At 52.4% G+C, this 13,466-nt stretch carries 12 protein-coding genes and 1 tRNA gene; 7 read left to right on the top strand and 6 right to left on the bottom strand.

Annotation, left to right across the window (positions count from 1 at the left end; all coding sequences use genetic code 11):
• Window positions 1-26: 26 nt before the first annotated feature.
• The 5 genes from KJS40_RS00645 (at window position 27) to KJS40_RS00625 (ending at window position 4,741) form a co-directional block, all read left to right on the top strand.
• Window positions 27-371, top strand: a complete 345-nt coding sequence (locus tag KJS40_RS00645) for a hypothetical protein (RefSeq protein ID WP_213538664.1) — start codon at window positions 27-29, stop codon at window positions 369-371.
• A 58-nt stretch (window positions 372-429) separates the two neighbouring features.
• Window positions 430-915: a hypothetical protein gene (locus tag KJS40_RS00640; protein WP_213538663.1), complete on the top strand. Its 486-nt coding sequence runs from the start codon at window positions 430-432 to the stop codon at window positions 913-915.
• A gap of 14 nt (window positions 916-929) precedes the next feature.
• Entirely contained in the window at window positions 930-1,502 is a 573-nt protein-coding gene (locus KJS40_RS00635) for a YMGG-like glycine zipper-containing protein (protein WP_213538662.1), read from the top strand.
• 198 nt (window positions 1,503-1,700) lie between these two features.
• Entirely contained in the window at window positions 1,701-2,315 is a 615-nt protein-coding gene (locus KJS40_RS00630) for a protein-L-isoaspartate(D-aspartate) O-methyltransferase (RefSeq protein WP_244859632.1), read from the top strand.
• 2 nt (window positions 2,316-2,317) lie between these two features.
• Window positions 2,318-4,741: an SAM-dependent methyltransferase gene (locus KJS40_RS00625; RefSeq protein ID WP_213538660.1), complete on the top strand. Its 2,424-nt coding sequence runs from the start codon at window positions 2,318-2,320 to the stop codon at window positions 4,739-4,741.
• 346 nt (window positions 4,742-5,087) lie between these two features.
• Here KJS40_RS00625 and KJS40_RS00620 read toward each other — a convergent pair whose 3' ends face one another.
• From KJS40_RS00620 to KJS40_RS00600, 5 genes are all read right to left on the bottom strand, one after another.
• On the bottom strand, window positions 5,088-5,909 hold the full coding sequence (locus KJS40_RS00620; protein WP_213538659.1) for an OmpA family protein: 822 nt from the start codon (window positions 5,907-5,909) through the stop codon (window positions 5,088-5,090).
• A 21-nt stretch (window positions 5,910-5,930) separates the two neighbouring features.
• Window positions 5,931-6,287 (bottom strand): DUF4398 domain-containing protein, encoded by a 357-nt coding sequence (locus KJS40_RS00615; protein ID WP_213538658.1) that lies wholly within the window; start codon window positions 6,285-6,287, stop codon window positions 5,931-5,933.
• Between the two features lie 576 nt (window positions 6,288-6,863).
• Window positions 6,864-7,439 carry a CNP1-like family protein gene (locus KJS40_RS00610; protein WP_213538657.1) on the bottom strand — a complete coding sequence of 192 codons (576 nt, stop codon included), beginning with the start codon at window positions 7,437-7,439 and terminating at the stop codon, window positions 6,864-6,866.
• A 704-nt stretch (window positions 7,440-8,143) separates the two neighbouring features.
• Complete coding sequence (gene hflX, locus KJS40_RS00605) at window positions 8,144-9,484, bottom strand: GTPase HflX (RefSeq protein ID WP_213538656.1); 1,341 nt, start codon at window positions 9,482-9,484, stop codon at window positions 8,144-8,146.
• 506 nt (window positions 9,485-9,990) lie between these two features.
• Window positions 9,991-10,710, bottom strand: coding sequence for a transposase (locus KJS40_RS00600; protein WP_213538655.1), 720 nt, complete (start codon window positions 10,708-10,710; stop codon window positions 9,991-9,993).
• A gap of 108 nt (window positions 10,711-10,818) precedes the next feature.
• Here KJS40_RS00600 and KJS40_RS00595 point away from each other — a divergent pair, with 108 nt between their 5' ends.
• Together KJS40_RS00595 and KJS40_RS00590 are read left to right on the top strand one after the other, a co-directional pair.
• Window positions 10,819-11,154 carry a hypothetical protein gene (locus KJS40_RS00595; protein ID WP_213538654.1) on the top strand — a complete coding sequence of 112 codons (336 nt, stop codon included), beginning with the start codon at window positions 10,819-10,821 and terminating at the stop codon, window positions 11,152-11,154.
• A 666-nt stretch (window positions 11,155-11,820) separates the two neighbouring features.
• The gene (locus tag KJS40_RS00590) at window positions 11,821-12,876 is read left to right on the top strand and encodes a hypothetical protein (RefSeq protein ID WP_213538653.1); all 1,056 of its coding nucleotides are present in this window, start codon (window positions 11,821-11,823) and stop codon (window positions 12,874-12,876) included.
• A gap of 336 nt (window positions 12,877-13,212) precedes the next feature.
• Here the strand turns inward: KJS40_RS00590 and KJS40_RS00585 are convergent.
• Window positions 13,213-13,288 (bottom strand) — tRNA-Lys (locus tag KJS40_RS00585).
• Window positions 13,289-13,466: the final 178 nt, after the last annotated feature.

The raw sequence follows: 13,466 nt of genomic DNA, 5'->3' as shown, positions 1-13,466 counted from the left end.
TCCTCATCGAGGAAATGGAGACTTTCATGACAAAAATAAAACTTGCCTGCATTGCTCTTATCATGCTTGGGATGGTTCCCGCCAGTTCAGTTTGGGCAGGAAGAGGCCATGGCCACGGTCACAATAACCACGGCCACCACCGCAATCATCACGGCCATAATCACCATCACAACCATGGAGGGGGTAATGGAGGATATGGACTCGCAATAGGGATGGGATTGTTAGGTTATGGCCTGGGCTATCTGAGTAATAGAGCACCCTCCTATCCACCTCAATATGGCTATCCATCCGCTGGCTACGCGCCGGGTTATGGATATGCCCCCGTTATCGTTCCTCCTGCACCGCCGGTTTATATCCAGCAGAGATGGTGATAAAGAGCACTTGCTGTCCTTGATCAAACACAAGCACTACTGAGGTATGGAGACGTAAATGGGAAAAATGAAATTGATGTGCGCGGCACTTATGCTGCTCGGGTCGGTTCCATTAGCATCGGCGGGCAGAGGGCATGGTCACCATGGCCATCACAATCACGGACACCACCATCACCGCCATGGAGGAGGTCATGGAGGATATGGATTGGCGTTAGGAATGGGATTATTGGGTTATGGCCTGGGCTACTATGGCAACAGGGCGCCTTATTATCCACCTTCGTATGGCTACGGAAATCAATATGGCTATCCTCCTGTCGGGTACGCGCCTAATTACGGATATGCGCAGCCTTATGGGTATGCCCCGGCCGTTGTGGCTCCCCCCGCTCCATCCGTTTACATTCAACAGCAGGAGGTCGTGCAGGTCCAGCCACAAGCTCAAGCTGCCAACTATTGGCACTACTGCCGAAACCCGGAAGGGTATTATCCCTACGTGAAAAAATGCCCGGACGGGTGGCTGCAAGTCGCGCCCGAGCCCAGCCAATAAAAGGTACTGCCAGGATGCGCAAAAAACCTGGATTATTCGCTCTGTTGGCAATATTCTCGCTGGCCGGTTGTACGAGCATACCGACAGGACCGAGCATAATGGCGTTGCCAGGCTCCGGCAGAAGCTTCGAGCAATTTCGCTACGACGATTACTATTGCAGACAATTCGCTAATGAACAAATCGGTGGCATGGGTCCGAATCAGGCATCGATATCCAGTGGAGCAGGTAGCGCCGCGATAGGAGCGGCGCTAGGGGCAGCGGCAGGCGCGGCCTTGGGCGGCGGACGCGGCGCAGCTATCGGGGCCGGTACTGGTCTGGTGGCTGGAGGCCTGGCTGGAACGCGCACCGCCGGGGCCTCGGGATACGCCAGCCAACAGCGCTACGACAATGGCTACATACAATGCATGTATGGAAAAGGCCATCGTGTCCCTGTACAGGGCCAGGTCACCAATGACCCTTATACAAATGGCGGCAACCAATACATGGATACACCTTACCCATCTTATCCCCCCGCCAGAAGCATACGGCGGAGTTCGGTAGTTCCGCCACCGCCTCCGGGCATCCCTCCACCGCCGCCCCCGCGCTAAAGCTGCATTACCCCGGACCAGGGGAAGCTGAACGGACATAACCTCTCATAACAGCTTTGCAACCCCCATTTTCCCGGCAAACCGCCGGGAATTTGCTTTAATGAGGGTATGAAATGCCGCTTCGCTTTTGGCGCACTCTTGTTTTGCTGCTGTATTTTCCCGTCTCAAGGCGGGGAATTCGAAGGATCGCGCCATAAAATGATGGAGGAGGTGCTGGCCACATCCGGCAATTTTCCTCCGAGTTCCAGTGTCATGGCAGCAATGGAAAAAGTGCAGCGCCATCGATTCGTGTCTGCCTGGCTAACTCCTTTTGCCTATCTCAATCGCCCTCTCCCCATCGGCTACGGCCAGACGATTTCGCAGCCCCTCATCGTCGCACGCATGACCGATCTGCTGAAAGTCAAGAAGGATGACAAAGTACTAGAAATCGGCACCGGCTCAGGTTATCAGGCGGCTGTTCTTGCGGAAATAGCCGGCTCGGTTTACACCATTGAAATTATAGAACCGCTGGGAAAACAAGCGGGCGAGCGGTTGAAATCCCTTGGCTACGACAACATAAAAACAAAAGTGGGCGACGGTTACTACGGCTGGCCGGGAGCGGCACCGTTCGACGCAATTATGGTGACGGCTGCCGCAAGCCATGTGCCACCCCCTCTGCTCAAGCAGCTAAAACCGGGCGGACGCATGGTGATCCCGCTCGGTACGCATTTTATGACCCAATATTTGATGCTGGTGGAGAAACAGGCGGACGGGTCGGTGACGACCCACCAAATCGTGCCGGTCAGTTTCGTTCCGCTTGTCGGCGGACATTAGCCGTGAATGCGCCACGCCCACCATTTGTTGCCATCGGGCTGCTCTCTGCTTGCGTGCTGGCGTATGAAGTGTTGCTGACGCGCCTGTTCAGCATCGTGCTGTGGCATCACTTCGCCTATATGATCATTAGCGCGGCAATGCTGGGCTATGGGGCGAGCGGAACGGCGCTAACGTTGCTGAAGAAAAAAATCATTCCACACGTTGGAACAGTCTATGTCATGGCTGCCACTGGGATGGCTTTTCTGATGCCCGCAGCGTTTCTGCTGACGCAACAGGTTCCGTTTAATCCGCTCGAACTGCTGTGGGATAAAACACAGCTAGCCAAGCTGCTCGCCATTTATCTGCTGATGATGCTGCCCTTCTTTTGCGGAGGGTTGGGTATCGGCCTCGTCTTGTGGCACTTCGGCAAAGAAGCAGGCCGCATCTATGCCTTTGATATCCTGGGAGCGGGGGTGGGCAGCCTGGGCGTTATCGGCGTGCTGTTTCTCGTGCCACCGAACAAGGTGCTCATCGTCCTCACGGCGCTGGCCCTGCTGGCTGCCGCTGTCGCCATCATCGAGCTGAAGGTGCGGCCGAAATGGCTGGTGGGCGTGCTTGCTGGATTGGCTTCCCTGGTGGCTATAGTGCTGCCCGGCGACTGGTTGCAAGTGCACATTTCGCCCTATAAGGACCTGAGCCAGACATTGAATATTGCCGGGGCAAAGGTGATCGAACAACGTTCCAGTCCGCTGGGACAAATCACGGTAGTGGAAAACACCCGTATCCCCTTCCGCCATGCGCCGGGGATGAGTCTCAACGCAACGGAAGAACCACCGGCTCAGTTGGGCGTATTCGTGGATGGAGAAGGGCCGTCCGTATTGACGCGGTTTGATGGCAACCTGGCGCCACTGGCCTACCTCGACCAGTTTACGTCAGCACTGCCTTACCATGTGCTGGCACGGCCGCATGTACGGCCACAGGTACTGGTACTGGGCGCAGGCGCCGGCAGCGACGTGTTGCAGGCACTCTACTTCCGCGCAGCGTCTGTCGATGCGGTAGAACTCGATCGCAACGTCATCGATCTGGTTCGGCAACGCTTCCATGACTTTGCCGGTGATCTTTATGCCCAGCCTGGGGTACACGTGCACGAAGGCGAGGCGCGCGGTTTCGCCAACGCCAGCCGGGAACACTACGACCTTGTGCAGGTGGCATTGCTGGATTCATTTGGTGTCGCCTCGGCAGGACTTTACGGCCTGAGCGAAAGCTATATCTACACGGTGGAGGCACTTCAGACCTACCTGAACCGCCTCAGACCCGGCGGCTTATTGGCGGTTACGCGCTGGCTGACCCTGCCGCCGCGCGATGCACTGAAGCTGTTTGCCACAGCAACGCTCGCTTTGGAGCGGAACGGCGTGCCCGATCCTGGCAAGCGACTGGTGATGATACGCGGCTGGAAAACCGTTACCTTGCTGGTGAAAAACAGCGATTTCACAGCGAGTGAAATCGAGGTGATCAAGGAATTCAGCCGCAAGCGTTCTTTCGACGTAGCCTACTATCCGGGAATGCACGCCGACGAGGCAAACCGTTACAACATTTTGGTGCAACCCTATTTCTTCGAGGGCGCTGTCGCACTGCTCGGCCCGCAGCGGCAGAACTTCATAGACCGATATAAATTCTATATCGAACCGGCAACTGATGACCGGCCTTTTTTTTTCCATTTCTTCAAGTGGGAAGCTGCCGCTGAATTATTCGCTCTGCGCGAGCAGGGCGGCATGCCGCTTCTCGACTGGAGTTATCCGCTTCTGGTGGCGGCTCTGGTACAGGCATTTGTCGTCAGCGTTCTGCTGATCCTGGTGCCGCTGGCGATATCGCGATGCAGGCATACATTGCCCAACGGGCGGGTAGCCCTGTACTTCCTCGCCATCGGCCTGGCTTTCATGTTCATCGAGATCGCCTTCATCCAGAAATTTGTGCTGTTTCTGGCTCACCCGCTATATGCCGTGGCGGTCGTGCTATGCGCGTTCCTGGTTTTCGCGGCGGTGGGAAGCTGGCTTGCCGGACGGTGGCAGAAGCGGGTGACGGGCACCAACCATCTAATCGTGGCTGTAATGGCCATGACCGCGTTATCGCTACTCTATCTCGCTATCCTGCCGGGCCTGTTCCAGGCGCTCATCCATTTACCGGACATGGCGAAGATAGCGATTTCGGTGTTGCTGATCGCGCCGCTGGCGGTATGCATGGGAATGCCTTTTCCCACGGGTATGATGCGACTGGCAGCCACCACCCAGGACGCCATTCCGTGGGCGTGGGCGATCAATGGTTTTGCCTCGGTGGTAGGGGCCGTCCTCGCGACCTTGCTGGCTATTCACCTTGGTTTTACCGTGGTGATTCTGTTGGCTGTCGTGATCTACGGCTTGGCCGCTGTTGCGCTGCGGGGGTTTTCTTGAGCGAGCGATTCATCCCTTTGAGCGAGATCCGGGAGACACAGTTGAGCAGGGTAGGGGATATTGGGTTGTTACGAACCCTGCTCAGCCTGGAAGGCTAAGCAGGGCAGGGTAAGGAACTATCTTCTGTTATCTCGAAATCGGAAGCCCGGATACCTGCTGATTATAAGTGGATCATGAGCGGTCCGAACGCTCGACCCGCGAATCAAGATTTTTCGGTGAATAAGATGCAATATCACAACATAACCAGCAATGCCTTCAAAGCGTTAACCGGTTATCGTTATCGCAAGTTGTCGTATGTTTTTTCCGGTCATTTCCTTGCCAATACGACAGATGCCCTGCGAGAGAATTAGCGTGACCTGATATTCCCGTTTTCGTCCGAAATAACGACGTCTACCCGACGATTCAATTGTCGGCCTGCCTGGGTGTCGTTACCGGCGACTGGAAAGCTTTTCCCATAACCGCGCGTAGTGATGCGAGTGGAATCGATGCCCATATTCATCAAGGTATCGCGGACTGCATTGGCGCGCCTTTCAGAAAGCTGCTGATTGTAGTTCTCGCTCCCAGTGCTGTCTGTGAACCCCTCGACAGCAACGTTGCGCTGGGGATTCTGTTTGAGAACGTCAGCAAGTTTTTGCAACTCGCGAACGCCACCCGATTTGAGCTCCGCACGATTAGTATCGAACAGCACATCGCCGAGAGTAATGACCGTACCCCGGTCTGATTTTTTTGCATTCAGTTCTTTAAGCTGCGATTCAAGCGTGCTTGCCCGCATTTCAGCACTCTGTGCCTGCTGCTGAGCCTTTTCCGCTTCTTCTGTTCTTGCAGAAAGACGAATTTTATTGCGTTCGGCATCGGCGGCGGACACATCTGCTTCAGCGGCTTTGCGCTTTGCTGTTTCCTGCGCTATCGAAACTTGCTGTTGTGCCAGATAAGCCAGATGATCCACTTTGGCAGCATCTTTTCCTTTCTTCCAGGCATTGTCGGCTTGTGCCAACGTGTCGCCTGCCTGCTTCAGTTCCAAAGGCGCGAGATTTGTAACTTCAGGGTCGCCCTGCGCACTGCGATAGCTACTGTGGGCGCTATCCAGAAGTGCATTTGGTGTCGAGCCGCAGCCCGCCAGCGCTGCGATAACCATAAACGGGATGGTTAAATAGCCATTTTTCTTCATGAGCGTATCTCCTCCAGGTAATTACTTTAATTTGCGGTTCATTTCGTTTTGTAGCGTTTGATCGCTTTCCTTCAATGCGTCTGCTGCTCGCTGTGCTTTCGCCGCGCGCGCTTTAGCGCTCGCTAATTGCGCATTTGTTTGTGCGTTTTCACCTAACCTTATGGCACGTTTGTAGTCATCGTCCATCGCTGCCTTTTCTGCATCCTCCAGGTTTTCCTGGGCGGTTTTCAATTCCACCGGCGCAAATTCCGGCGCCCCGGCGCTTACCGCGTCGGCAACTGCAGTTTTCGCAACTGCAAGCTGAGCCGCCGTATCTCTCTTTTCCGTGGTTGCGCAACCTGCTGCGAATACAACGGCAAGAACCATTACACTCATCATTTGATAGCATTTATATCTCGAAAAGTCTTTCATCGCCCACCTCCCCAAAGATCAATAGAATCTAATTAACAGGACTACTGATGAGTTTATGGGGAAAGTTTTAAATAATCGGTCTGTTAGCGCACGTAAGCGATGGTAGACGTCGCATATGAGCCAGACGATTAAATGGGTCGGCATGCCTGATTAGCGAAAATGACCTTTTTCTTCTCCACAATTGCTGTGGATAAGTTTGTGGGTAACCTCTGGACACGAGGGGTAAGTCATCTTTCTGTAACGCTATTTACCCAGTTGACCTTTTTTTAAACTAAAAAAATGCGATAGCATTATCAGGTACTTAGATGGAAAGCCAACGTTCATGCCACTTTCCACGGAGTTATTGTGGGCATTTGTGTGGATTGCGTTACAGATGTGGATTACTGCCAAATGTCAATAGTCTTTGTTGATAGTACTTTCGGATTTCGGTAGATATAGGAGCAATGGGAATATGATCAACATTCAGGCTACCCGGGCCTCCGCGACTGCCAGAATCATGCGACACGTGTGGGCCAAGATGTGGGAATTTGGGGCGTACTCTTCCTACTGAATCACGCGTGGATGGCCGCCTCTCTTCAATGCGTAAATGGCCTCTTCCCCGCTTCCTACGGTAATATCAGCCGGACAGAAGAAATATCTGGAAAGCGCCCGTTGCGCATAGTGCTGTGATACATCTTCGAGTTCCTCCCATTTTGATACCCGTGCCCGTACCCACGTCTTGTCGTCACGGGCTATGGCGTATAGCCTTTTTGCGGTACCCCGCAATTTAAATATCAACACTTCCGCTTTCACGTTCTCTCCAGCACCATCGAGCGCACACTGCATGCCCTCGTAGCTTATGTTTGTCGCGCCTTGGGGAGATTTGATTACCAACGTGTAGCGCACAATATTGTCTTTTCCCACCACGATGGAAGGAGCGTCAATATAGTGAAGGTTATCGCTGGCAGGACCAGCGTCAAAAGGCAGCAGATTCTCAACTTCAGGGTAGGCGGGCAGTTGCACCTGCAGCTCAGTCCAGCTTTTGCCGCCGTCAAATTCACTATCGAATCCCTTCAACGCCTTCTGGGTAGCGCACGCCGCGAGCGGCAGGAAGCATAGCAACAACAAAATTCTTTTCATGATAACGTCTTAAAGACACTGCGAAACATTGTTCAAACTTCTGTTGCAGATTTTGAGAATGAGGAGGATTAATCGACGCCTTTGCTTCAGGGATTGGAATACATAGGCTCAACTTCAGGATACTCGCTCGCGATTGGTCGGCAGAACGGATCAAGGAAGAGATTTAGAACGAGGAGAAGGACGCTTCTGCTTTATTGGCCTTATTGACCACCAGAGAACCGCTTGTTGACTACAGGTACCAGGTTTGTCCGAATCGGCAAGCCAAACAAATAAGGGCTTGCAGCGATTCAAGCACTTTTCATTTTAAAACCGGGTTGCTATCGCCGGTTAATCTCGATACACCGAGCATCAGAAAATCGGCGATATCTTTCACTCTTTTCTGTCACTCGATCTGTTCAGCACAAGAGCGAGTCAGATAGCGGGTGTCGGTTTCTTTTTAGGTTTCTTTGCTTCTTTGTTTTTCCTTTGCTGACCTTTTGCCATGATGCTCTCCTTGCATTGATGATGCTCACATAGTGATAAACGCAACCACTCGATAGCTAACGGTTCCTACTTGGATCGTTATTACTTTGCCGCAGTTGACCACAGTTTTCAAGTCTGGCTTGAACCATTTTATACTTACTTGGCGTTGCTGCCGGTTGAATATTGACTGTTGCCAGCACTTGGCACGTAGAATCAGTGTGTTGGAATAAAAAGCACTGAATTTATCGCGCCTGGCTGAACTGCTCGCGCAGGCTTTCCACCGCATTGGGCTCACCGCGAACCCGAAAGTAGGTACCCTCGTTGTCTGAGTGCTCCTCCAGCACCTGACAACTTGCGTAGATTTCCCCGCGTAGTTGCTGTGCCGACCAGGGAAGAAAAAGCTCGGCCTCAACCAGATCCTGCTGGAAAAACGCGATGATCGTCTGGCGGAGCTTCGCGACATCGTCAGGGCGGCGTGCGCTCATTACAACGCAATCCGGGTACTGTGTCCGTAGGGCCGCTTCACGTTCAGCTTGCGCCGCTGCATCCCCGACGTGGTCGATCTTGTTGAAGACGCGAATGCGCGGCACGACATTCGCACCGATCTCCTCAAGCACGCTATCTGTGACCTCAAGCTGGCGCTCAAACCCGGGGTCGCTGGCATCAATGACGTGAAGCAGCAGAGACGCGTCCAGCGCTTCGTCCAGCGTTGACTTGAACGAGGCGACGAGCCCGTGCGGCAAGTTCTTTATGAAACCGACCGTGTCACTGACGAGCACGCGTGGCATGCTCTCCGGGTAGAGGGCACGCACGGTGGTATCAAGCGTAGCAAAGAGTTTATTCGCGACCAGCACCTCGCTTCCCGTGAGAGCCCGCATCAAAGTGGACTTGCCGGCATTTGTATAACCGACGAGCGCCACGCCAGCGAACCCTTGACGCTTTTGCCGCCGGACACGCTGCGTCTTGCGCTCGACATCCATCGCGGCGATTTCCTGTTGAAGTTCGGCGATGCGGTCACGGATTTTGCGTCGATCCAATTCAGTATGCGACTCACCGCCTCCACGGCCACCCACGCCGCTGCGCTGCCGCCCTTGCGGCCCAGCAAGCTTCGCCGCCTCGCGCAAGCGCGGCGCCATGTACCCGAGGCGCGCGATCTCCACCTGAGCCTGCGCAGCGCGAGAGCGGGCGTTGCGATGAAAAATTTCGAGGATGACCATAGTGCGGTCCATTACCTCGCAGCCGACCTCCTTTTCAAGGTTGCGCGCCTGCGATGGTGAGATCTCGTGGTCGACCAGGATGACATCGATATCCCGACTATCAGAGGTAGCGGCTATTTCTTCGAACTCGGCGGATTCGTTGTTCACGAAGTTGCGTATCTCCTGCCGCTTACCGGCACCAAGATATCCTGTGACGTCGAAACTCGATCGCTTCTGCACGAACGTGCGGACGACCTCATACCCCAGTGTTCTTGCGAGCTCACGCAACTCGCTCAGCGACGCCTCGAACTCGCTATCGCTCACGCTCGGCAGTTGTACAGCCGCCACGACGGCGTACCTGGATTTCTCTTCAACTTCTTTTTGCATTAGGAGATTGCATATCCTGAGTGGGCGAATTCGGATAGTACCTGCAAATGCGATAGTCGCCGGTGCTGAGTATGCAATTTACAACCGTGCTTGTTGTTGGCGGTTGAAAATTAATGGAATGAATGCTCGCTACTCTAAACGGCTTGTTGCCGTCGGTTGCATATTGATTATCTGCACCGGTTGAGCTCTGACCAAACGATTTCATCCTGATATTTTATTTTCTATTAGTTCGATCATGGCCAGTTGTCGACCGGCAAGCAGTTCAAAATTTAATCAATTCTTATCCGGCGCCAGTATCGCTGGAATGCACTCAGACTGAGCCCCTAGCCGCCAATAAATTGTTGGTATATTGAAAAACGTAAGAGATTAACTCATGCAATAGCAAGGCTTTTACGCTAACATTCACACTCTTGAAGCAGCCACGTCCGTCTGGACAAATGCTTTCCACGATTTTCCGCTGACGACTCGATCATAAGAGGGACAGATCGTGTTTCTCCACGCCTCGCCTAGAGCAATCCCAGTTGCTCTTTTTTGCCTTCACTGGCCTTGGGTGGCCGGCCCGCCTTGCCGCGTGTGGCACGCTGGTTGAGCGTGGATTCAATCTCTTTCTGAAAACGCTCAGCCCCGAGCACAAAGTTCCCGTTGGTGGAATCCCGAATCTGGCTGAGCACGTCTGCGTCCAGATCCGTCTTGAACAGGTCGCGGTAGGCTATGCGACGCTGGGTGTTACTTTGCGCAAGGCAGAGATATTGATCATGAGGTCGAATGAGACGGTTCGGTATGCCCTCGGCATTCGTTATGTAACTCGACCAGCGATAGTCGCGGGGATGCCGTACCATACCCGCGCGCACCGGGTTGAGTTCGATGTAGCGGTAGCAGGCAAGTAAATAATCCTCGGCCTGAATGAGGCAGGAGCGAAAGCGTCCTTCCCAGAGGGTACCGCTGCGCCGATGGGTGCGGTTGACATACTGCACGTAACGCTGGCCCAGGTGTTTCATGAGCAGGCTCGCACTGTCCGCCTTTTCAGGTGTCAAGAGCAGATGGACGTGGTTGGTCATGAGCACGTAGGCATGCACGACGCAGCCGAAGCGGGTAGCGTTCTCCGCCAGGTAACGCAGATAGAAGAAGTAATCATCTTCGGAATAAAAGCAGACTGCACGGTTGTTACCTCGCTGGATAATGTGCCATGGAATACCAGGAAGACTCAGGCGGGGGCGGCGCGGCATTGGGCCTTTGAGGTTAATGTCTAGACACGCGCATCATATCAGAAAAATAATCGTGGTCTGTCCCCTATTGTTATCCTTTCGCGTCGTGTGACCACAGAAGGGGCATGGATGCAGGTAAAACAACCAGCGTGGGCGGAGATGCCTGTGCTTGATGTGCGTGCTTTATCGCATGCGACCCTCGCAAAGCTTGCTGCTGCTTACGACACGCTGTGCAGCAAGGAATTGCAAGCCCTCGCAAAGCTGGATGGTGATCCTGTGCGTGCCGAAATAGACGCAGTACTTTCCGCTGCGCTGAATCTGCGTGACTTGAAACCCTTGCGACAATTGCTGGCACGCGAACCGGGACTTACCGGCATAGGCATCTCACAAAAGTCGGGCCAATCTGCTTTGTTCCCAGATGAAAAACTCAATGTGGTTACAGAGACGCAGTTGCGCTTGATTTGAGCGGCAATGGTTCAATAACAATTCATTGGACTTCTCCCGATTTGTAGACACGTTCCGAATTTCTGCTTTAAAACAAGTTGAAGTTCGCCTATGTGTCGGTTTGCGACTTTCGCCACAGGCAAAAACGTGCCAGTTCCGGACCTTCACTGATCGCTAGGCAAAGTCTGTTTATGCTGGCAAAGCGGCCATCTGTTCTCAACTACCTGAGCGGTAAATCTAGCCTCAACCCATTATTCTTCTAGCTGTGTTGTTTTTAATGAAATTTGCTCTATTGTTACAAAATGCATTCATAGAATCCTGACCTATGGCCACGGAGTACACCCGAAAGGAAAAATCTCTGCTCAGGCAGGTTGCGCGCGAAGCTTGGGGAATCGGAGTTGACTGGTGAACTTGAGAAACTCTTCGAAAGTTTCTGTACCTGGGTTGACAATGGCATCAGTGCATTCGAAAAGGAGCATAATACATTTGTCATCGGTCTCCTTTTTCATAACGTAATAATCGGACCGGTGGCTTAGCATGATGTTAATAATCATTAAGATAGGATCCCATGATAGCCGTTTCTATATTAGTAAATGTCCGGGCCCATGGGTCTCTTGATTAACTGTTGGGCTGCAGGCTAGCCATTGGCTTGTAGAGCTGGTTTAGGGTTTAGGAAGAGATAAAGACATGGACGTTCGAAATATACAGCATGCGACTTCAGATACAGACCATGTTCGGTTAAGTGAATTGTTGAAATCAGAGGACTGGCCGACTCCTAAGTGGTACGTTGGGAACAAGGCAAGGAAGATTCAAACGTATGAAGAACATTTTACTTTCCAGTTGCGAGCCAGATACCTTGAACTCGAAAATGACTTCCGTACTGTCTTAGGTAATTCCCCTGATGTTGTAGACTTTATAACTGCGGCACGCATCTCAGACATACTGCGCTCAGCTAGGGAGTGCCTCGAACAAGAAACCACAGAGTTATTGACGGTTTCCAGTTCATTAGATCTCGTCGAGAGGTATATGGTCTGGTTGTATCCGCCGTGGGCAGGAAAGGCTCGGATCACCGGGATATTACTGAGACTTGAATCGCTATCCTTCAATGGACGGGATTTTCTTATCAAGAAGTTAACTGAATTATCTGAATCTGATAAAGAAGCTTATCCTGGACAACTTCGCTCAGTGCTGGATGAGACAATTGGATTAATCAATGCTCAAGTCATTCAAGATCGTATCGGCAGAGGTTTGCAGATAAATCGCCTCAAGGCTCTGAGGCTCTGGGGGTCGGGCATCCTTTTGATATTCTTTACTGTTTCTCCACTTGCGACAAATTTCAAAAATATTGGTGGTTGGCCTTCTCAACTGATCTTCGGCCAATCAGCGGAGTTGTCCACATGGATGAACGCTTTTGCCATGATGACACTGGGTGCGCTTGGGGGATTCCTCAGCGGACTTCTTCAAGCTCAAAGTACGCAAGTGACCTTGACAGAGTATCTTGAAAACATGCTCAAGTTGCAGCTCAGACCATTAATAGGTGCTCTAGTAGCCTTAATTTTGTATACGTTTCTATCTTGGCAAGTGTTGCCTGGAATTACCATTGTGAATGCTGGTTCTTATTTTGTTCTTGCGTTTCTATCAGGATTCTCCGAGCGATACTTCCTACGGTTGCTAAAGACTGAGTCTCAAGAATCAAGTGAGGAGAACAAAACGCCAAAACAAACAAATTTAACTGGTTCGTGATTCACCGATCATCGATCTAAGCATGCCCCCCAATCAAGCGCTGCAGCCGATTGCTTACAGCCTACGCTTCTACGCCACTCCGGCTTCCAGCAACGCTGAGCGCCAGCATTGAAGCTGTAGAAAAAGTTCTGCGCCCCTCGGAAATGCTGAGTGTGATGGACCGCTTCTTGCTGCTGAACGGACCTTCGGCGAGCAGGCCATGACTGGCTGAAACGTGTTGGTGCAGCTATTTCGTGAGCGGTAACACAAGGTAAGCGCTACTTATCAACAAGCCTACTATAGGGCTACTAGATTAAAACAACAAGGACCTGCATTTCTGCAAGTCCTTGTTTTATTTGGTGGGTCGTGAGCGGCTCGAACGCTCGACCTACGGATTAAGAGTCCGCTGCTCTACCAGCTGAGCTAACGACCCGGAATTTCTAAGTAACCTTGGATGGCACAAGAAATACAACTTATCTTTGTGTACCGACTTCGGCGATGCAATGCTACCACATCCATCGATAAATTCGAATGGGGAACACGACGAGCGTCAGTGTAATGCTACGCGACAAGAAGCTTTTTATGCGACCAGGCGAGTAGCTCGACTTTCA

It is taken from the genome of Nitrosospira sp. NRS527 (assembly GCF_018406445.1).
GTDB classification, from domain to species: Bacteria; Pseudomonadota; Gammaproteobacteria; order Burkholderiales; family Nitrosomonadaceae; genus Nitrosospira; species Nitrosospira briensis.
The sequence above is the reverse complement of the archived record's forward strand: the minus strand, read 5'-3'. Positions and strand labels throughout refer to the sequence as shown.

Bases quoted from the DNA above. Each gene is read 5' to 3' on its own strand.
- KJS40_RS00590 (WP_213538653.1), top strand. From the start codon at position 11,821: ATGGACGTTCGAAATATACAGCATGCGACTTCAGATACAGACCATGTT.
- KJS40_RS00610 (WP_213538657.1), bottom strand. From the start codon at position 7,439: ATGAAAAGAATTTTGTTGTTGCTATGCTTCCTGCCGCTCGCGGCGTGC.
- hflX (WP_213538656.1), bottom strand. From the start codon at position 9,484: ATGCAAAAAGAAGTTGAAGAGAAATCCAGGTACGCCGTCGTGGCGGCT.
- KJS40_RS00620 (WP_213538659.1), bottom strand. From the start codon at position 5,909: ATGAAGAAAAATGGCTATTTAACCATCCCGTTTATGGTTATCGCAGCG.
- KJS40_RS00600 (WP_213538655.1), bottom strand. From the start codon at position 10,710: ATGCCGCGCCGCCCCCGCCTGAGTCTTCCTGGTATTCCATGGCACATT.
- KJS40_RS00645 (WP_213538664.1), top strand. From the start codon at position 27: ATGACAAAAATAAAACTTGCCTGCATTGCTCTTATCATGCTTGGGATG.
- KJS40_RS00640 (WP_213538663.1), top strand. From the start codon at position 430: ATGGGAAAAATGAAATTGATGTGCGCGGCACTTATGCTGCTCGGGTCG.
- KJS40_RS00595 (WP_213538654.1), top strand. From the start codon at position 10,819: ATGCAGGTAAAACAACCAGCGTGGGCGGAGATGCCTGTGCTTGATGTG.
- KJS40_RS00630 (WP_244859632.1), top strand. From the start codon at position 1,701: ATGATGGAGGAGGTGCTGGCCACATCCGGCAATTTTCCTCCGAGTTCC.
- KJS40_RS00615 (WP_213538658.1), bottom strand. From the start codon at position 6,287: ATGATGAGTGTAATGGTTCTTGCCGTTGTATTCGCAGCAGGTTGCGCA.
- KJS40_RS00635 (WP_213538662.1), top strand. From the start codon at position 930: ATGCGCAAAAAACCTGGATTATTCGCTCTGTTGGCAATATTCTCGCTG.